At 69.2% G+C, this 18,994-nt stretch carries 16 protein-coding genes; 2 read left to right on the top strand and 14 right to left on the bottom strand.

Annotation, left to right across the window (positions count from 1 at the left end; translation table 11 throughout):
- Nucleotides 1-5: 5 nt before the first annotated feature.
- The 10 genes from DL990_RS32210 to DL990_RS32165 all read right to left on the bottom strand — a co-directional run bounded on the left by DL990_RS32210 (nucleotide 6) and on the right by DL990_RS32165 (nucleotide 10,543).
- Nucleotides 6-1,106 (bottom strand): MCE family protein, encoded by a 1,101-nt coding sequence (locus DL990_RS32210; protein ID WP_125800933.1) that lies wholly within the window; start codon nucleotides 1,104-1,106, stop codon nucleotides 6-8.
- Nucleotides 1,106-2,083, bottom strand: a complete 978-nt coding sequence (locus DL990_RS32205; protein ID WP_125787051.1) for an MCE family protein — start codon at nucleotides 2,081-2,083, stop codon at nucleotides 1,106-1,108. The genes DL990_RS32210 and DL990_RS32205 overlap by 1 nt, the downstream gene beginning before the upstream one ends.
- Nucleotides 2,080-3,084 carry an MCE family protein gene (locus DL990_RS32200; protein WP_125787050.1) on the bottom strand — a complete coding sequence of 335 codons (1,005 nt, stop codon included), beginning with the start codon at nucleotides 3,082-3,084 and terminating at the stop codon, nucleotides 2,080-2,082. Before DL990_RS32200 ends, DL990_RS32205 begins: the two co-directional genes overlap by 4 nt.
- On the bottom strand, nucleotides 3,084-4,094 hold the full coding sequence (locus tag DL990_RS32195; protein ID WP_233598991.1) for an MCE family protein: 1,011 nt from the start codon (nucleotides 4,092-4,094) through the stop codon (nucleotides 3,084-3,086). Before DL990_RS32195 ends, DL990_RS32200 begins: the two co-directional genes overlap by 1 nt.
- Entirely contained in the window at nucleotides 4,091-5,104 is a 1,014-nt protein-coding gene (locus tag DL990_RS32190) for an MCE family protein (RefSeq protein WP_125800932.1), read from the bottom strand. The genes DL990_RS32195 and DL990_RS32190 overlap by 4 nt, the downstream gene beginning before the upstream one ends.
- Complete coding sequence (locus DL990_RS32185) at nucleotides 5,101-6,324, bottom strand: MCE family protein (protein ID WP_125800931.1); 1,224 nt, start codon at nucleotides 6,322-6,324, stop codon at nucleotides 5,101-5,103. Before DL990_RS32185 ends, DL990_RS32190 begins: the two co-directional genes overlap by 4 nt.
- The gene (locus DL990_RS32180; RefSeq protein ID WP_125787047.1) at nucleotides 6,321-7,160 is read right to left on the bottom strand and encodes an ABC transporter permease; all 840 of its coding nucleotides are present in this window, start codon (nucleotides 7,158-7,160) and stop codon (nucleotides 6,321-6,323) included. Before DL990_RS32180 ends, DL990_RS32185 begins: the two co-directional genes overlap by 4 nt.
- A gap of 4 nt (nucleotides 7,161-7,164) precedes the next feature.
- Nucleotides 7,165-7,968 (bottom strand): ABC transporter permease, encoded by an 804-nt coding sequence (locus DL990_RS32175; protein ID WP_125787046.1) that lies wholly within the window; start codon nucleotides 7,966-7,968, stop codon nucleotides 7,165-7,167.
- Nucleotides 7,969-7,970: 2 nt separating this feature from the next.
- On the bottom strand, nucleotides 7,971-8,744 hold the full coding sequence (locus DL990_RS32170) for a hypothetical protein (protein ID WP_125787045.1): 774 nt from the start codon (nucleotides 8,742-8,744) through the stop codon (nucleotides 7,971-7,973).
- Nucleotides 8,745-8,944: 200 nt separating this feature from the next.
- Nucleotides 8,945-10,543: a DUF6801 domain-containing protein gene (locus tag DL990_RS32165; protein ID WP_125800930.1), complete on the bottom strand. Its 1,599-nt coding sequence runs from the start codon at nucleotides 10,541-10,543 to the stop codon at nucleotides 8,945-8,947.
- Between the two features lie 283 nt (nucleotides 10,544-10,826).
- Between DL990_RS32165 and DL990_RS32160 the strand changes: the two genes are divergently transcribed.
- Both DL990_RS32160 and DL990_RS32155 read left to right on the top strand, forming a co-directional pair.
- Nucleotides 10,827-11,771 carry an ATP-binding cassette domain-containing protein gene (locus DL990_RS32160; protein ID WP_125787042.1) on the top strand — a complete coding sequence of 315 codons (945 nt, stop codon included), beginning with the start codon at nucleotides 10,827-10,829 and terminating at the stop codon, nucleotides 11,769-11,771.
- Nucleotides 11,768-12,622: an ABC transporter permease gene (locus DL990_RS32155; protein ID WP_125787041.1), complete on the top strand. Its 855-nt coding sequence runs from the start codon at nucleotides 11,768-11,770 to the stop codon at nucleotides 12,620-12,622. Before DL990_RS32160 ends, DL990_RS32155 begins: the two co-directional genes overlap by 4 nt.
- A 112-nt stretch (nucleotides 12,623-12,734) precedes the next feature.
- Here DL990_RS32155 and DL990_RS32150 read toward each other — a convergent pair whose 3' ends face one another.
- Genes DL990_RS32150 through DL990_RS32135 form a run of 4 tightly spaced genes read right to left on the bottom strand, consistent with a single transcriptional unit; the run spans nucleotide 12,735 to nucleotide 18,993 of the window.
- Nucleotides 12,735-13,868, bottom strand: coding sequence for a glycosyltransferase (locus DL990_RS32150; RefSeq protein ID WP_125800929.1), 1,134 nt, complete (start codon nucleotides 13,866-13,868; stop codon nucleotides 12,735-12,737).
- Complete coding sequence (locus DL990_RS32145) at nucleotides 13,865-14,650, bottom strand: alpha/beta fold hydrolase (protein ID WP_125800928.1); 786 nt, start codon at nucleotides 14,648-14,650, stop codon at nucleotides 13,865-13,867. Before DL990_RS32145 ends, DL990_RS32150 begins: the two co-directional genes overlap by 4 nt.
- Nucleotides 14,651-14,654: 4 nt before the next feature.
- Nucleotides 14,655-14,954 (bottom strand): phosphopantetheine-binding protein, encoded by a 300-nt coding sequence (locus tag DL990_RS32140; protein ID WP_125796985.1) that lies wholly within the window; start codon nucleotides 14,952-14,954, stop codon nucleotides 14,655-14,657.
- Between the two features lie 16 nt (nucleotides 14,955-14,970).
- Nucleotides 14,971-18,993, bottom strand: a complete 4,023-nt coding sequence (locus DL990_RS32135) for a beta-ketoacyl synthase N-terminal-like domain-containing protein (protein ID WP_125800927.1) — start codon at nucleotides 18,991-18,993, stop codon at nucleotides 14,971-14,973.
- Nucleotide 18,994: the final 1 nt, after the last annotated feature.

Genomic DNA, 18,994 nt, shown 5'->3' with positions numbered 1-18,994 from the left:
GGCCTTCACCTTCCCGGCACGTTCTGCGAACCGCGCACGTTCGTCGGGTTGCCCTTGGGCAGGGCACAGCGCGCCGCGGTGTTCAACGGGCGCGGCGACGTGTCGAGTCCGTCGCGGTAGCCGGTTCCGTAACCGGTGACACACGGCGGCGGATCGAAGAACGTCAGCGAGAGGCCGACGCGCGCGCCGTCCGGCCCCATGATCGCGTGCCCCGCGGCGACCGCTTTCGGTGCGGTGACCAGCAGCTGTTCGAGGCCGTCCTGTCGCGTTTCCAGTACGTCCGCGGTGGTCAGCAGGTTCGCCAGCAGGATGCCGAGGCTCGGCCCGGTCTCCCGCAGGAGCGCGCTGACCTCGTTCGCGGCCGCCGGGACGGCCGGGATCAGCCGGCGCAGATCGCCGTCGGAGCTCTTCAGCGTCGCGGCGAGCAGTTTCGCGTTGGCGCCGAACGAGCGGATCGCGTCCGCCTGCGACATCTGTGTGTCGAGCACGGTCTGCGCATCGGTCACGAACCTGGTCAGCGGCCCGACGTGCGCGCTCGCTTCCCGCACGAACTCGATGCCCCGCCCGACGAGCTGGTCCAGTGCCGGGCCCGCGTCGGACGTCGCGTTGTACAGCTCGTCGACCACGGTCCGCAGGGCCGGTTTCGGCACCGAGTTGGCGAAAGAGTCCACACTGGACAGCACGACGTCCACCGGCAGCGGGATCTTCGTATCCGCCTCGCTGATCACCGAACCGTCCTGCAGCATCGCGCCGTCGCCACGCCGAGGCCGCAAGTCGACGTACTGCTCCCCGACGGCGGACCGGTTCGCGACGACGGCTTCGGTGTCCGCCGGCACTTCCGGGGCGCCCGGATCGATTTCCAGATCGACCTCCATCCCGGAGGCGGTCAGCCGCAGTTCGCCGACCCGGCCGATCGGCACGCCCCGATAGGTGACCTCGGCGTTGCCGAAGATCCCGCCGCCGGTGGCGAGCCGCACCTTGACGGTGTACCCGCGGTCCAGCACCAGTTTGTCCAGCCCCGCGTACGTCGCGCCGACATACGCGACACCGAGGACCGCGATGACCACGAAGACCACCAGCTGGGCGCGGACGAATCTGGTCAGCATCAGCGGCCACCACTGTTCTTGAAGGTCAGGAAGGTGTTCAGGTAGTCACCGCGGATGGCCTCGAGCGCGGCGTCGGGGAACGGGAAGGTGAAGATCATCTCCATCGCCTTCGGCAGCTTGTCCCCCGAGTCGGCCAGTTTCCGCAGCAGCGGTTCGAGTGCCTTCAGATCCGCGACGAGGTCGTCCTTGCTGCGGTTCACCGTCTCGACCGCGACCGAAGTGAGCCCGTCCAGCGACTTCAGCATCCCGACCAGTGCCTGACGCTGCTGGTTCAGCACCTCGATCCCGGGCGTGAGCCCGTTCAGGGTCGCCTTGATCTCCTCGGTGTTCGCGTTCAGTGTCACCGCGAGTTTGTTGACGCTTTCGATGGCGCGAGTGATCTCGGCCTTGTGTTCGTCGAGCCCGCGCACGAACTTGTCCAAATTGGACAGGAGGCTGCGGGCCGCGCTTTCCTTGCCGCCGAGCGCGTCGTTGAGTTCGCGGGTGATGTTCTGCACCTGCGCGACGCCTCCACCATTGAGCAGCAGGGAAAGCGCGCCGAAGACCTCCTCGATCTCCGGGGTCAGCGACGAACGCGCCAGCGGGATCACGGCGCCGTCGGCCAACCGCCCGCTCGGGGTGCCGTCGTCCGGCGGTGCGAGCTCGACGAACTTCTCGCCGAGGATGCTCGCCTGCCGCAGCCGGGCGACGGCGTTGGCAGGCAGGTTCACGTCTCCGTTGAGCAGCAACCCGACGATCGCGCTGCGGCCGTCCGGCGCCAGTTCGACGGTCCGCACCTGGCCGACCGGGACGTCGTTGATCTTCACCCCGGACTGCGGCACGAGATCCAGCACGTTGCTGAAGCTGGCCGTGACGTGGATCGGCCGCTCGCCCAGCGCGGCACCGCCCGGCAGCGGGATGTCGTAGACGTCGACACCGCCGCTGCACCCGGTGGCGGCCAGGACAACGATCAGGACGGCAGCGAGCCGGGTTTTCATTTCGCCCCCGAGAATTCGGTGAGGTTCCCTCGGCCGTCCAGTGTTCCGGCGCCCTGGTTGTACGCACCGAGGACGTTCGCCAGCGCGTTCGGCGCCGCGTCGAGCGCCTCGCTCAGCGAGGCCTTCTGCTGGCTGAGCACCTTGGTGATCTCGGCGAGTTTGTCCACATCGGACTTCACCTTCCCGCGGTTGTCCTTGATGAAGCCCTGCACGACGCCGAGCGCCTCGGTGAGTTCGGTCATCGCGCCGGAGAACTGGTCCCGCTGATCGGCCAGGATCTTGCTGATCGAGGAGATCTGCTGGATCGCCTGCTTCACCTGGCCGTCGTTCGAAGCGAGCATCGCGGTGAACTTGCTGATGTTGTCGACGGTGGTGAACAGGTCGTCCTTCGAATCGCTCGCCGTACGGGCGAATTCGCCGAGGTTCTTGATCGCCTCGCCGAGTTTGCCGCCGTTGCCGTCGAGGTACGCCGCGGCCTTCGTCAGGACGTCGCTCACCGCGCCGTCCCGGTTGGCGCCCTTCGGCCCCAGCGCGGTCATCAGCTGGTTGAGGCTGCCCAGGAGTTCGTCGACCTCGACCGGGGTCACGGTGCGCTCCGGCGGGATCCGGGCGTCGCCGCCCAGTTCCGGTCCGCCCACGTACACCGGCGTGAGCTGCACGTACCGGTCGGCGACCAGACTCGGCGTGATCACGACGGCGCCGACGTCGGCGGGCAGTTTGACGTCCGGCCGGACCGTCATGGTCACCTCGACGTTCGTACCCCGCGGCTCGACCTTGGTCACCGACCCGATCGGGACCCCGAGCACGCGCACCTCGGTGTTCGGGTACACCCCGACGGTCGCGGTGAAGAACCCGGTCACGACGCGGTCGGCCTGCCGGGTCAGCAGCGGCCAGGCCGCCGTGACGAGCAGTCCCACGACGACGGCGAGCGCGAGCCGCCGCACCCAGGACCGTCGCCGGGCCTGTCCGCCGAGATCGGCCAGCGTGAAGTGGCGCCCCATCAGCGTCCCCCCTTCCTTGACGGCATGCAGCTGCCCGGTGTGCCACCGGTCGGGACGAGCCCGCAGATGTAGGTGTCGATCCAGCGGCCATTGCCGACCGCGTTGCCGAGCAACCGGTAGAAGGGGCCGGCCAGCCGCAGACTCTCGGTGAGCTTGTCCTGGTTGCGTTGCAGCACGGTGGCCACGCGATCGAGCTGGTCCAGCGCGGGGCCGAGCGTCTTCTGGTTGTCCGCCACCAGCCCCTTGAGCTGCACCGACAGGTTCTTCACGCCGCTGAACAGTTTCGCGATGGCGTCCTTGCGCGCGTTCAGCTCCGTGAGCAGCGTGTTGCCGTCGCGGATCAGCGCCTCGATCTGCTGTGACCGCTCGCCGAGGGTCTGGGACACCTTGTTCGTGTTCTGGAACAGCTTCACCAGCTCCTCGTCGCGCGACGCGAGCGTCTTGGACAGCGCGGTGATGCCGTCGAAGGCCGTCCGGACCTCCTGCGGTGTGGAGGCGCCGAGCGTTTCCGACATCGTCCCGAACGCCTTCGCCAGCTGATCGGTGTCGATCGCGCCGACCGTGTTGGCGAGGTCGTTGAACACCGTGGTGACGTCGTAGGGCGAACTGGTGCGCTGCACCGGGATCGGCTCGTCCGGATCGAGTTCCCCGTTGCCGACCGGGTCTAGGACCAGGTTCTTCTGCCCCAGCAACGTCTTGATCTTGATCGCGGCGGTGGTGCGGTTGCCGATCCAGGTGTCCTTGACGCGGAACAGGACCTTGACGCGACCGCCGTCCAGCAGGACGTCGGACACCTCGCCGACCTTCACCCCGGCGACCCGGACCTCGTCGTTGCGTTTGAGCCCGGCGGCTTCGGTGAATTCGGCCGCGTACGTGGTGCCGCCGCCGACCAGCGGGAGGTCGTCGGAGAAGAAGACGGCCGAGCCCGCCGCGGCCATCAGCGCCGCCGTGACGGTGCCGACGACGATCGGGTTACGGCCGCGGAAGGGTTTGATCCTCGGCGCTTTCACCGGCACCGTCCCTGGGTCGACGGGATACCGACCGGTGGGCCGCCCGGGGCGGGTGGCGCGTCCGATTTGACCGAGCACAGGTAGAAGTTGAACCACGAGCCGTACGAGACCATCGCGCCGATGCGGTCCAGCTTCTTCGGCAGATTCGTCAGGAACTGCTCGAACACGGGAGTGTTGTCGGCGAGGTTCTTCGACAGGTCCCCGAGCGTGTCGATGCTGGCCTTCAGCGGCGCGCGGCCGTCCTGGAGCAGGCCCGCGGTGGCGGTGGTGAGCTCGCCGAGCCCGCCGATCGCCTGCCCGATCGGCTTCGCGTCACCGGCGAGCCCGGAGACCAGCTGCGCGGTGACGTCGACGAGTTTGTCGAACTGATCGCCTTGGGAGTTCAGCGTGCCGAGCACCGTGTTGAGGTTCCCGACCACCTGGCCGATCAGCTCGTCCTTGCCCGCCAAGGTGCTCGTGAGCGACGCGGTGTGTTCGAGCAGGCTGTCGACGGTGCTCCCCTCGCCCTGCAGCACCTGGACGATCTCGAACGACAGCTGGTTGACGTCGTTCGGCGACAGCGCCTGGAACAGCGGTTTGAACCCGTTGAACAACGCGGTGAGGTCCAATGCCGGATGTGTCCGTTCCGGCGGGATCAGCGCGCCCTCGTCCAGTGCCGCCGGTCCGTCCTGGCCGGGATCGATCGAGAGATACCGCTGGCCGACGAGGTTGCGGTACCTGATGGTGACCGTGGCACCCGACGTGAGCCGTCGCTTGTTCTCGATCGAGAACCGCACGTCCGCCAGCCGCCGTTCGACCACCCCGACCGAATCCACCTGGCCGATGCGGACACCGGACATGCGGACCTCGTCGCCGGGGTTGACCGACGTGGCGTCGGTGAATCTGGCGGTGTAACCGACCGTCGTGCCGACTCCGGAGTTGGCGATGGTGATGGCCAGGATCCCGGTCGCCACCACGGTGATCACGAAGAAGATCAGGCCTTTGATCGCAGGCCCCGCGACACCCCTCATCGGACGGTCACCTCCGTACCGCGCAAGGTCGGGCCCACAAGCACGCTGCTCCAATCCGGGACCTCGGCCGGCTTCATCCCGAGCGACGGCGCCAGCAGCTCGGCGACCAGCCCCCGCTCCCCCTTCGAATTGGCCGGGCCGAGGTCCCCATCGGCGGCGAAGGCCACCGCCGCCGAAGTCCCGCCGCCGCCGTAGCACCGCGGGCCGCCCTTCTGGTCGAACCGCGGATCGTCCCGGCCGGGCACGTATTTGTCGCGCGGGTCGTGGACGGACAGCGTCACGTGCAGCCCCGGCTCGCCGGTGCCCTTGCCCAAGGCCTTCTCCATCATCGGTTTGAGCCGGTTCACCGCGTCGAACAGGCAGGGGAACTCGGGTGAGTAACGGGAAAGCAGCTCCAGGGTCGGCCTGCTCTTCACGCTGACGCCGATGATGTTGTCCTTGTTCTGCACCAGGAACTTGTTCATGTCGCCGCTGGCGGTGGTGACGCTGCTGTACAGCTTGTCCAGGTCCGCACGAGTGTCCACAATGGTCTTCGCCGTCGTCGAGAGATCAGAAAGGGCCTTGAGGATGTCCGGCGCCGCCCCGGTGTACAGGTCCGCCACGTCGGCGAGGCCGCTGATGTCGGCCTTGAACCGCGGCATCAGCGGGTTCACCTGGCCGAGCAGGTCGTTGAGCTGGACAATGCTGTCCCCCAAGGATTTCCCGCGATTGTCGAGGGCGAGCGAGATCGCGCCGAGTGAACTGTTCAGCTTCTGCGGCTGCACCGCCCGCAGCAGCGGCAGCAGATCGCCGAGGACGCGTTCCAGTTCGATCGCGTTGGAAGACCGGTCCTGGCCGATGACATCGCCATCTTGCAGCGAGCCTCCTTCCGGCCGGTCCGGGAGCACGAGATTGACGTAACGCTCACCGAAGACCGTCTTCGGCAGCAACCGGGCCGAGACGTTGCGCGGCAGCTGATCGATCTTCGCCGGGTCGATCGCGAGGTCGATCTCCGCGCCGTCCGCACTGCCCCGTACCGCCCTGACCTCGCCGAACGGGACCCCTCGGACCTTGACCTCGGCGGGCGGGGCCAGCTGGTTGCCGACCCGGTCGGTCTTGAGCGTGACCAGTTCCGCACGGTCGAAGTCCTTGTTGAAGATGGCCACGGAGAGCCAGCCGAGCAGCACCAGGATGACGAGGAAGATCACCCCGGCCGCCTGTGTCCGTGCCCGCGCGCTCATCCGGAGACCTTCACCGTCGTGGTGGCGCCCCAGATCGCCAGGCTGAGGAACAGGTCGAGCACGCTGATCAGCACGATCGACGTCCGCACCGCGCGGCCGACCGCGACCCCGACGCCCGCCGGGCCGCCCGCGGCGCGATAGCCGTAGAAGCAGTGCGTGAGGATGACGCCGACGCTGAACACGAGGACCTTGACGAACGACCACAGGACGTCTTCAGGCGGTAGGAACAGGGAGAAGTAGTGGTCGTAGGTTCCGCCGGACTGTCCGAAGAAGACGACCGTGGTCACCCGCGAACCGAGGTACGAGATCAGCAGGCCGATCACGTAGAGCGGGATGATCGCGATGAACCCGGCCACGATCCGGGTGGTGACGAGGTACGGCATGCTGCGCACGGCCATCACTTCGAGCGCGTCGATCTCCTCGGAGATCCGCATGGCGCCCAGCTGCGCGGTGAACCCGGCGCCGACCGTCGCGGACAACGCGAGCCCCGCCGAGAGCGGTGCGATCTCGCGCGTGTTGAAGTACGCGGTGAGGAAGCCGGTCATCGCGGAGATGTTGATCTGGTTCAGCGCGCTGAAACCCTGCAGCCCCACCGTGATCCCGGTGAACACGCACAGACCGACCATCACGCCGACGGTGCCGCCGATCACCGCCAGCGCCCCGCTGCCGAAGGTCACCTCGGCGAGCAGGCGCACCACTTCGCGGAAGTAGCGGGTGACGGCCATCGGGATCGCCGCGAGTGCGCGGATGTAGAACAGCAACTGGTCGCCCAGCTCGAAAAGACTGTTGCCGGGGCGTTTCAACGCTTCCTTGGCCCGTTCGGGGACGCTGGTCACGGGATCAGGTTCCCTTCGCCGGGACGAGCTGCAGGTACAGCGCGGTCAGGATGGTGTTGACGAAGAACAGGAGCAGGAACGTGATCACCACCGACTGGTTGACGACGTCACCGACGCCTTTGGGGCCGCCCCTGGGGTTCAGCCCCCGGTAGGCCGCGACGACGCCGGCGAGGAAACCGAAGATGAACGCCTTGATCGAGCTGACCACGAGGTCGGGCAGCTGGGCGAGCGCGTTGAAGCTCGCGAGGTACGCGCCCGGGGTGCCGCCCTGCACGATGACGTTGAAGAAGTAGCCGCCGAGCACGCCGACGACGCTGACCAAACCGTTCAGTAGCACCGAAACGCCGATGGCCGCCTGCACACGGGGCACGATCAGCCGATGGATCGGCGAGACGCCGAGCACCTCCATCGCGTCGATCTCCTCGCGGATGGAGCGGGCGCCGAGGTCCGCGCAGATCGCCGAACCACCCGCGCCCGCGATGATCAGCGTGGTCACGATCGGGCTGGCCTGCTGCACCACGGCGAGGACACTCGCGGCGCCGTTGAACTGCTGCGCGCCGATCTGGCTCGTGAGCGAACCGAGTTGCAGCGAGATCACCGCGCCGAACGGGATCGACACGAGGATCGCCGGCGTGATCGACACACTCGCGATGAACCAGAACTGCTGGATGAACTCCCGAACCTGCACCGGGCGGCGGAACATCGCGAGGACGACGTCGATCCCCATGGCGCACATGCGGCCGAATTCACGCAGCCCCGCGGCGGCCTTCTCCGGCGCGCGGGCGAGCAGGGTGACTGGATTGGCCATCGTCAGGCTCCGCATCCGTTGGGGGGCGGGCCCGAGCCGACGCACCGCAGCACGAGGTTGGTGACCAGGGTGTTGCCGGGGCCGGAGACCAGGCCGGTGAGCAACGGGCTCAGGTCTTCACGCACGCCGCACCCGCTGAACCCGGGCGTCGCGAAGGTGCTGGTGACCTTCACCGGCGAGGCGGGGAACGCGAGCGGCACCAGGGCCTTGATGTTCACCACCACCGACTGCGCGGTCCGGCAGTTCGGGCCGACGTCGAGGACCTTGCCGTCCACTTTGACGTTCGAGAGCTTGATGAACACCTTGTTGGTGACGTCGGTGTGCGCGCAGATGTTGGTGCCGACCTCCTTGCAGTCGCCCGTGGCGCCGGTGTCCACGTCGACGACGCCGGTCGCGTCGCCGTCCGGGATGAGTTCGACGGTGCCGGTGGCGGGCATGAACCGGAAGGAGATGAAGTAGCTCGACGTCGACGGGATGGCGAGCTTGCCGGTGATCGGCGAGGTGTCGCTGAAGCCGAGGATCGAGCCGTCGAACCGGCCCTGCGGGAACGTGATGTCCGAGCCGAGTTTCGCGATGCGGCTCGTGGTGGGCTGCTTCTCGTCGCCGACGTAGAAGCCGAACTTCAACCCGGCCTGCGCGGCGGCGGGCGGCTTTTCGGGTTCGGCCTGCCGGCTCCGCGCGGGCTCCGCGGAGGCGGAAGCCAAGGAAAGCGCCCCCAGCCCCAGCACCACCGGGAGCAGGAAGGCGCGCGGGACGCGCCCGGTCATCACTGACATTCGGGCTTCCTCACTTCGACTTTCTCCGGCCGAACGGCCAACTCGTGCAGCACGCTACTGGCGGAAGATCAGGGACACAAGTAATGCGGGAATGGACGGGCGGAATCGCGGAAATGTTGTAATGGGCGTAACTGTTTCGAGTGACTTCTCGTGAGTGGCAATGACGGTTCTAACCGTCATTGCCACTCACGAGACCGAACCTACTTCTTGAGGGTGATCTCCAGGCTGTTCCCGTCGCCGGAGGCCATCGCGCTGATCATCGGCGTCAGCGGGCCACAACCGCGGAACTGCGGCAGCTTGTATTCAGCGGTCAGCTTGCCGCCTTTCAACGGGTTGAAGCCGTGCGACGAAACCAGCGGGATGTCGGCGGGCCGGGCGGTCTTGCAGGTCGAACTCGCCATGATCGGGAACCCGAACAGCCGCACCGTGAGCAGCTTGACGTCGGCCTTCGCGTCGGCCTTCACCGCGCCGGCGTCGACGGTGCCCGTCACGTCGCCGACCTGGTCGACCTTCACCGTCGCCGAGGCAGGGAAGAAGCCGAGGAAGCGGAACTGCACGTTCGACGGCGGCAGCGACAACCGCCCGGTGAACCTGCCCGACTGCGCGTTCAGTTTCGCGCTGAACTCACCGGGGCCGAGCGGGAGTCTCGCGTTCAGGCCGGCGATCGTGGTCTTGCCCTTGACGCCGTAGGTGATCTGGGTGTCGCCCGGCGGCTGCGTAGTCGTGGTTGTCATGGTGGGCGCGGTGGTCGGGCTCGTCGGTGTCGGCTCCGTGGTGGGAGTCGGCTGGGTACTCGACGTCGGGGTGGGCTCGGTCGTGGAAGTCGGCTCCGTGGTGGGTGTCGGTTGCGTGGTCGACGTCGGCTCCGTGGTCGGGCTCGTCGGCTGGGTCGTGGTCGGAGTGGGTTCTGTCGTCGGCGTCGGCTGGGTGGTGGGAGTCGGCTCCGTGGTCGGAGTGGGGTCCGTGGTCGGAGTGGGGTCCGTGGTGGGAGTCGGCTGAGTCGTGGGGGTCGGTTGCGTGGTCGGCGTCGGCTGAGTGGTGGGGGTCGGCTGAGTCGTCGGCGTCGGCTGAGTCGTGGTCGGGGTCGGCTCCGTGGTCGGGGTCGGCTCCGGCGTGGGAGTCGTCGGCGTCGGCTGAGTGGTGGGCGTCGTCGGGGTGGTCGGCGTCGTGGTGCCACCGCCGGCGGGCTTGATCTCGAACGTCCCCAGCTGCTGGTTCTGTCCCGGCTGGACGACACAGTCCGAGGTGAAGGTGCCGAGGTCGGTCGGCTGTCCCTGCGCGTTCTTCGGCGTCATGGTGGTGCTGAAGTTCCCGACCGTCACGAAAGCCGTGCCCGGGCTGGGGAAGGTGACCGCGGGCGCCTTGCCGCTCGTCTTGACGTGGAAGTCGCCCGATTCCGGCACCGGCGTGACCGGGATGACCAGCGGCAGGCCGAGGTTCAGCGTCTTGTCGACCGGATACTTCAGTACCGCGGCGGCCTTCGCGCTGCCTTCGACGGTGGTGGCGCCCACGAGCACGAGTCCCGCTGTCGCGTCCGCCGGGACGGTGACGTCGACGTCGAACGTGATCGGTGTGGAGGTCTTCCCGGCCACGGCGTCGTCCGGCAGGACGGTGTCGACCTTCACGACCAGGGTCTGGTCGCCGATCAACGGGAACGGGCAGGTGTACTTCAGCGTCAGCGACGCGGGCGCCGCCTCACTCAAGCCGGAACCGACGACAGCCAGGGTGGCCGCGACGGCGGCCACCGTACCGGCGGCCAAGGCTTGCACGGATCTTTTCGACTTCAGTGGGAACTTCACAACGGTCACTCCCGGGAATCGGAGAATTGCGTGATCCGCCGAAACGGCGCGGGCACGGAATCGACAAATTACCTGCGCCCACCCGCGCCGGCAAGGACACCGAATCCGTCGCTTTTTCTTTGTCATACGCATGCGGTCGGCAGTTTGATTCACTGGCATCGACATCCTCGCGAAATCGTTTTTGTCACCTCCGTCAACAGCCGCGAGTGAGGAACTGTCACGCGCACCCGGAGTCCGCCCGCGTTCATTGCGGCCATGTCGGAACAGCCGCTACGTTCGGCGAATGGAGCAGGCTGCCATCGAGGTGACCGGCCTCGCCAAGCACTACGGTGAAGTGACGGCCCTCGCCGGCATCAGCCTTCGTGTCGGCCGCGGCACCGTGCTCGCGGTGCTCGGCCACAACGGCGCGGGCAAGACGACGCTGATCGACATCCTGAGCACCAGGGTCAAGCCGAGCGGCGGCAGCGCCAAGGTCTGCGGTTTCGACGTCGTGCGCGCCGGGCACCACGTCCGGCGGCGGATCGGGGTCACCGGCCAGTTCGCGGCGGTCGACGACGCGCTCTCCGGCCGCGGCAACCTCGAACTCGTCGCCAGGCTGCTGGGCGCGAACCGGCGCCAGGCCAGGGCCCGCGCGGCCGAACTGCTCGCCATGTTCGGCCTCGACGACGCCGCGGACCGTCCGGCTCGGACGTACTCCGGCGGAATGCGGCGACGGCTCGATCTCGCCGCGGGGCTCGTCGGCTCCCCCGAAGTCCTCTTCCTCGACGAACCGACGACCGGCCTCGATCCGCTCAGCCGGGCGGGGCTCTGGGACGGCGTCGAACGACTCGCCGCACGCGGCACCACCGTCGTGCTCACCACGCAGTACCTCGAGGAGGCGGACAGGCTGGCGGATCACGTCATCGTGCTGGGGCTGGGGCACGTCACGGTTTCCGGCCGGCCGTCGGAACTGAAGGCCCGGCTCGGGGAACGGACCGCGACCTTGACCTTCGGCACCGACCTCGCCGCCCGCCGTGCGCTGGCCGCACTGCACCGGCTCGGCATGGGCTGCACGACGTCAGCCTCCGGACTGGTGGTCGGCGTCGCGCTTTCCGGGCCCGCCGACATCACCGTGCTGGTCCGCGCGCTCGACGCGGCGGGCGCGCCGATGAAGGACCTCACCGTCGCCGAGCCGACGCTCGACGACGTCTACCTTTCCCTGCACCGGAATCCGGCGGTCACGACATGACCGAGGCACGCCACCGCGCGCCGTCGCCGTCGGCGCTGACCGATCCGGCGGCCTGGCCGCCGAGCACCTTCGCCACCCAGGTCCGGGTGCTCGCCGCCCGGTCGCTGAAGACCGCGTTCGGCGACCGGCGGCTGGTGTTCTTCGGTCTGCTGCAGCCGATCGTGCTGCTCCTGCTGTTCAGCCAGGTCTTCAACGGGGTCAGCACACTGCCCGGGGTCGCGGCCTATCAGGGCTACGTGAACTTCCTCGTCCCGGCGACGCTGGTGAACATCGCGATGACCACGGCGATGAGTTCCGGCGCCGGCCTGCTCGCGGAGATCTACAGTGGATTCACCGGACGTCTCCGCTGCATGCCCATCAGCCTTTCCGCCGTCCTGGTGGCGCGCACCATCTCCGACTCCGCCAGACTCGGCGTGCAACTGCTGGTGACCGCACTCGCCAGCGTGGTGCTGCTGGGTTTCCGGCCGACCGGCGGCGTTTTCGGTGTCACCGCGGCACTTCTGCTCACGCTCGTCGTCGGCTGGTGCCTGAGCTGGATCTTCGTCGCCATCACGACCTGGCTGCGCAAGGCCGAAACCCTGCAGATGGCGTCCTTCGTGGTCATGTTCCCGCTGATGTTCTCCTCCAGCGCGTACATGCCGCTCGAGACGATGCCGACCTGGTTGCGGGTGGCCTCGGCGCTCAACCCGCTGACCTACGCGATCGACGCGACAAGAGCGCTCGCGCTTGGCCGCCCTTCGGGCTGGTCGATCCCCGTCTCGCTCGCCATCGCCGCCGTGGCGGCGCTGGCGGGTGGGTGGATCGCGGCGAGGACGTTCCGCACACCGCGGGACGTCACCCCGATGGCCTGAGGCCGAACCCGGAACACGCGTGATTGAAGCCGTAACACGCGTGATTGAAGCCGTATCTCGCGTGTTACGCCTTCAATCACGCGAGATACGGCTCCAAGCACGCGAGTTACGCTCAGCACGGCAGGGACTCCAGGTGGTCCGCCGCCGCTACGACTCCCCCGGCCGCCGCGAACGAGGCCCGCACTCGCGCGGCCGCCGCGGCGTAGGCGGGCTCCGTCAGCACTTCGGTGACCGTGCGGCGGATGTCGGGTGCCTTCACGCGGTCGAAGCGCAGCCGCAACCCGGCACCGGCGGCCTCGACCTGCTGAGCGAGCATCGACTGGTCGTCCCGGATCGGCGCGATCACCAGCGGCAGGCCGGAAGCGAGGGTCTCGCTGACGGTGTTGTGCCCGCCGTGGCAGATCACCGCCGCCGCCTTCCGCACCAGCTCCGGCTGCGGAATCCGTTTGGCCAGAAGCACATCGTCGCTGATCAGCTCACTGGTGGGATCGACGACCAGACCTTGGACGTCCGGCATCCCCGCGAGGGCGTCGACGCATTCGGACAGGAAGCGGCGGCCGAGGGCGGCGTTGGCGGTGCCGAGGGTCGCGAGGACGAGCGGACGGCCGTCGAGCAGGTCCCACGAGAACCCCAGCGGGGGCGCGGGGGCCAGCGCGGGGCCGACGAACCGGACCGCGCCCGCGTCGGCGATCGGCCCCGTCAGGGACACGGTCGTGAAGGCCAGGACGAGATCCGGGGAGAAGCGCAGGTCGCCGCAGGACACCTTGTGCCGCTCGCGAAGACCGTCCTGAAGGCCATCGACCCAAGCGGCGATCTTCGGCATGGCGCCCAGCGGATCGCCGAGTTCGGTCGACGTCGACGCCGACGTCACCCACGGCAGACCGCGGCGGCTCGCGACGAGGGCGCCCGCGAAGGCCTGCTGATCGGCGATCACGACGTCGGGACGGAAGTCGTCGACCGCCTTCTCGACCCCGGGCACCATCGCGTCCGCGAGCGGAACAAGATACTGCTCCCACAGGAACTTCAACGCCGCGAACCCGCGCAGGCCTTCGGGACGGCGCTCCACCGCGAACTCCAGCGCGTCGCCCGCCGCGTACACCCGGCCCGCGCGCGTCAGCTCGGACGTCGTGGGTTCCGGGCCGCACCAGGCGACGTCGTGGCCGCGCCCCACCAGTTCGGCGGCCACCGCGCGCAACGGCGCCACGTGCCCGGTGAGCGGCGGGACGACCAGCAGGAACCGGCTCATCCGCGTGGCCTCCCGTGCCGGGAGATCCAGTTCAGCAGCAGCTCCCGGACTTCCCGGTGCTGCTCGACGAGCACCGAATGCCCTTGGCCTTCGAACACGTGCAACTCCCCGCGGGGCAACAAGGACGTCAGCGCGGTGAGGTCGTCGGCCTGATAGCCGTGACTGCCCAGAATGGACAGTACGGGGCAGTCGATCCCGGCCACCTGATCCATGGTCAGCAACGGGCCGAGCGGGACCTCCTCGGCCATCGACGTCGCCATGATCCGCTCGGCCGCCATTCGCGCGAGCCGCCGGTGATGGGCGCTGTAGTTGGCCTCGATCCAGTCGAAGCTCTCCTCGACCTTCAAGAACCGCACGGTGTGCTCGAGGATCTGCGCCATCTTGTCGGCCCACAGTTCGGTGGCGGGCTCCGATTCGATGCACACGATGCTGCGCACACGGTCCGGTTTCGCCACGGCGTAGCTGTAGGCGAGGGTGCCGCCGAAACTGTTGCCGACCAGGTGGACCGGCCGGTCGAGATCGAGCTGGTCCAGCAGGTCGTCGAGGTCGGCGATGAAGTCCCCGATCGTGTACCCGCGCTCGGGGCGTTCGGTCTTGCCGTGCCCGCGCAGGTCGTAGCTGATCACGTCCACGCCGGCGGCGGCGACCGGCGGGGCCAGCGTGAGGTAGAAGCTCGCGAGGCTGTCGGTGCCCATGCCGTGCAGGAACACCACGGTCTCCGTACCCCCGCCGGGCACGAGCTGCACGTTCGTGCGCAGCCCGTTGACGGTCATCGTCGGCACCGCTTCAGCCCCGTTCGCCGAGGCGGGCGGCGACGTAGTCCGCGATGTCGCCGACGCGGAGTCCGATCACGTCGTCCAGGTCCTTCTCGGCCAGGAACTCCGCGAGGTTCACGTCCGCGCCGAAGAACTCGGCGAGGATGCTCGCGAAGGTGACCAGGTCGATGCTCTCCAGCTGGAGATCCTCGTGGAAGGTGGTCTGCGGGGTGATCTCGATGCCGAGGACGTCGGTGTCCCCGACCAGTTCCGTCAGCAACTCGGCCACGGTCCCGAAGACCGACGCCGGGCTCTGCTGTTCGATGGTCATGCTCTGCTCCTTGCTCTTACCCGCGATTCCAGGCCACCACGTGCCCGGGGATTCCGGCGAATTCCGCCCCGATACCGATCTCCTCGGCGAGCCCGGCAGGCTCACCTTCCGCCCGGATCGCGATCCGGGGTGGCGTCGCGGCCGGCTCGCGGACGAGGGCGACCGCGACCTCTCCTGCCGACGCGACGGCCACCGCCAGCGGCGGCACCGTCCGGCCGTGGAGGCCGGTCACCCTGGTCCCGTCGGCGCTCACGCGGAGCTCCGCCGGGTACACGCCGTCCCAGCCGAGTTTCGCGCGGACGGCGTCCTTGATCGCGATCCGTTCCAGCAGCCAGCCGCGCTGCCGCCGGGGCGCGCAGGCGGCGAACTCGGCGCGTTCCTCCGCGCCGAGGTAGACGCCGGCGTAGATGTCGCGCGCGGCGGGGCTCGGCCAGCGGTCGGTGACCAGGGTCCAGCCGCCGTGGTGATCCTCGGAAAGCCGGTGCCGGTCCGGGAAGGCGTAGACCCGGTGTGCGGGCCGGTCGCACGGGAACCGGATGTCCCGCCACTGTTCGATCCTGGCCAGCACGGCACCGTCGCGCACGAGTTCGGCGTCCATCTCCAGCACGTCCGGCCGCGGCAGCCGGACCCGGACCACGCACCGCAGCCGGGTGCCCGGCGCCGGTTCCGGCCCGTACCAGGTGATCCGGCCCATCGACGTCGGGAAGGCCAGCAGCGCGTCCGCCTTGGTGGCCATCAGCCAGCAGCCGAGCAGCTGGCCGACGTTGTCCAGCAGCGCGCCGGGCGCCGATGGCACGACGAGGTCGCCGCGGATATGCCGTTCGCCCAGCCCGATGAGCTTCGCGAGCCCTTGGTAGGCGGGGCCGTGGAACATCTCGCGTCGCGGGTAGATCTCGGCGGCGCTCAGCGGCGGCGCGGTTTCCGGTCCCGGGAGCGGGGACGGCCGGGGCGCCGTGGGATACCGCTGCGCCAGGTGGACGTCCATACTGGCGTGCGGTCCTATCTGGACACTGATCCGGTCGCCTTCGCGGGTCATCGAAAGCGGCACGCGCACCGACGGCGCGGCGATCAGCCATCGGGAGAACGCGGCATTGCTCACGCCGGTCGCGACCGAACCCGGCCAAGCCCGTTCCGCTTCCCGGCAAGCCAGGTCGACCAGCGTCGTCGCCGGGACCGTGGGGCGGAAGTCCGCTTCCTCGGGCCAATCCTCGCGCTGACGGAAGAACCGGTGATCCACCAGGTACGGCATCGTGGCGAGTGAGACGTCCACAGTGGACTCGAAGATCCGCCGTGCCGCCGCGTTGACGACACTCGCCGCCGCCTGACGGGTCTCGGAGAGCAGCGCGGTGAACTCGACGACGATCGCGTCCGGCACGCCGTCGACCAGCTCGGGAACCGCGCCGTCGAACATGCCTTTGACGTCGCCGTCGACCGAGAGCAGCGTGCCCGCCGTGTCGATCCGGGTCCGGCGTGGTTCCAGCGCGTCGAACGCGGGCCGTCCGCCTTCCACCCAGACCGCGGTGGCCACCCGGCGCAGCTGCGCGAGACCGGGCCGCGTGCCGGAGGACGCCGGGATGACCAGGTGCGGCCGCGAACCCAGCGTGTCCGTCACGAACGAACCGAGCTGACCGGCTCCCGCCTGAACGAAGACCCGGGCGCCGTCGGCGTAGAGCGCCTCGACGAGCTCCCGGAACCGGACCTTGCGCACCAGATGGGCCAGGTACAGCTCGCGGACCTCCACCGGATCCGCGGGATACGGCCGCGCCGTGGTCGCCGACCAGACCGGGATCCGCGGCGGCTTCAGGTCCAGTTCGGCGGCGAACCGGGTGAACGGGCCGAGCCGGGAGCGCATCAGCGGGGTGTGGAACCCGGACCGGAACGGCAGTGTCCTGGCGACGACGCCGTGCTGGGTGCACAGCTTGGCGAGCCGGGCGGCGGCCGCCGGATCCCCGCACACGATCGTCTGCCGCGGCGCGTTCTCGTGGGAGATCATCAGCTCCGGTTCGGCGGCGAGCAGTGCCTCCGCGCGTTCGGCGGAGCAGCCGAGAACGAGGAATTCGGCGTCGGGCAAGGTGAATCCCTGTGGCCAGTACTGGGCCAACATGTCCTTTGTGGACTGTCCAGGATACATCCCCGCAGCCTGCATCGCGGTCCATTCGCCGACGCTGTGCCCGGCGAGCAGATCCGGCGTGATGGCGAGCCGTCGCAGCGCGGTGTCGAGCAGCAACCCGACCTGGGACACGCTGGAGGCACGCGAAAGCACACTCGCCGTCGACCACTCGGGCCGCTCCAGGCCGAAGTGCCGGGCGACGTCGGCGCAGCGCGGTTCCGCGTCGGCCTCCAGGCCGGGGTAGACGAACGCGGTCTTCGCCCCGTTCTGCTGCAACAGAGGCTCCGTGCCGCACCAGATGTCGTTGGGCCCGCGCCAGGACTTGCCCTCGGCCGTGACCTTCGCGAGCACCCTCCGCGCGACTTCCAGCCGCTTCCCGGTCGGGCCGACGATTCCGATCCGGCACGGGCCGTGTCCGCCGGATTCCGGCTCCTGGCGGTCGAGCAGCGCGCGCAGTTCGTCCGGTGTGGACGCCGCGAGCCGCAGGACCCGCTCGGGCTCCACGGTCACCTTGGCCCGTTGTGGCCGCGCGGGTGCCGGGTCGGCCTCCTCCAGCACCACGTGCGCGTTGACGCCGCCGAATCCGAAGGCGTTGACCGCCGCCCGCCGCGGGACGTCGCCCGCCTGCCACCGCTCGGCGGCGGCCAGTGTGCGGAACCGGGTCTTGTCCAGCAGTGGACTGGGATCGGCACAGTTCAGGGTGGGCGGCAGGACGGCGTGGTGCAGCGCGAGCGCCGCCTTGATCAGCCCGGCGGCCCCGGCGGTCGGCATGGTGTGCCCGATCATCGCCTTGACCGCGCCGATCGCGGCGCGCGGTCCGTCCGGCGGGCCGAACACCTCGGCGAGGGTGGTCAGTTCGGCCGCGTCCCCGGTCGGTGTCGCGGTCCCGTGCGCCTCCAGCAGGCCGAGCGCGCCGGGCGCGGTGGGATCGAGGCCCGCCGACGCCCACGCGCGGCGCAGCGCCAGGGTCTGGCCCGCGACGGCCGGGCTGAGCAGGCTCGCGCCCTTGCCGTCGCTCGACGTCCCGGAACCGCGCAGCACCGCGTAGACCCGGTCGCCGTCGCGGCGTGCGTCGTAGAACCGTTTCAGCACCACGATCGCGGTGCCCTCGCCGATCAGCAGGCCGTCCGCGTCGCGGGAGAACGGGCTGATCCGCTGGCTCGGTGACAGGGCGCCGAGCTGGGTGAACATCGACCAGAGTGTGTCGTCGTGGCAGTGGTGCACGCCGCCTGCCAGCACGACGTCGCAGCGGCGACGGGAGAGCTCGCCGATCGCCTGGTCCACGGCGAGCAACGAGGACGCGCAGGCGGCGTCGACCGTGTACGCCGGGCCGCCGAGGTCCAGCCGGTTGGCGACCCGCGACGCGGCGAGGTTCGGCACCAGCCCGATCGCGCTGTCCGGCCGGAACTCGCCGAGCGGTTCCAGCAGCGCGTCGCGGAGCCTGTCGAGCATTTCCGGTCGCGCCGACGGGAGGAGATCCCGGACGGCGCCGGTGATCTGACGGACCGACCGGACGCGCTGGTCGAACCGCTGGAGCCCGGGCGAGAGGTAGCCGCCCCTGCCGAGGATCACGCCGACGCGTTCGAGGTCGCCCAGCCGCCGCAGGCCACCGGCGTCGTCGACGGCGGAAGCGGCCACGGCCAGCCCGACCAGCTGGTCGGGTTCCATCCCGGCGACGGAACTCGGAGCGATGCCGAGCGCGGTCGCGTCGAAGTCCAGGCTGTCGGCGACGAACCCACCGCGCCGCCCATAGGTGCGGTCGGGAGTGCGGCCGTCACCGTCGTGGAAGCTCGGATCCCAGCGGTGCGGCGGGATTTCCGTGATCGCGTCGGTGCCGGAAACGATGTTCTGCCAGTACTCGTCCACAGTGGACGAACCGGGAAGGAAGACGCTCATCCCGACGATCGCGACCGGCTCCTGGTTCACCACG

It is taken from the genome of Amycolatopsis sp. WAC 01416 (assembly GCF_003947485.1).
Lineage (GTDB): Bacteria > Actinomycetota > Actinomycetes > Mycobacteriales > Pseudonocardiaceae > Amycolatopsis.
Note: the sequence above shows the minus strand (reverse complement) of the source record. Positions and strands in the feature narration are given on the sequence as shown.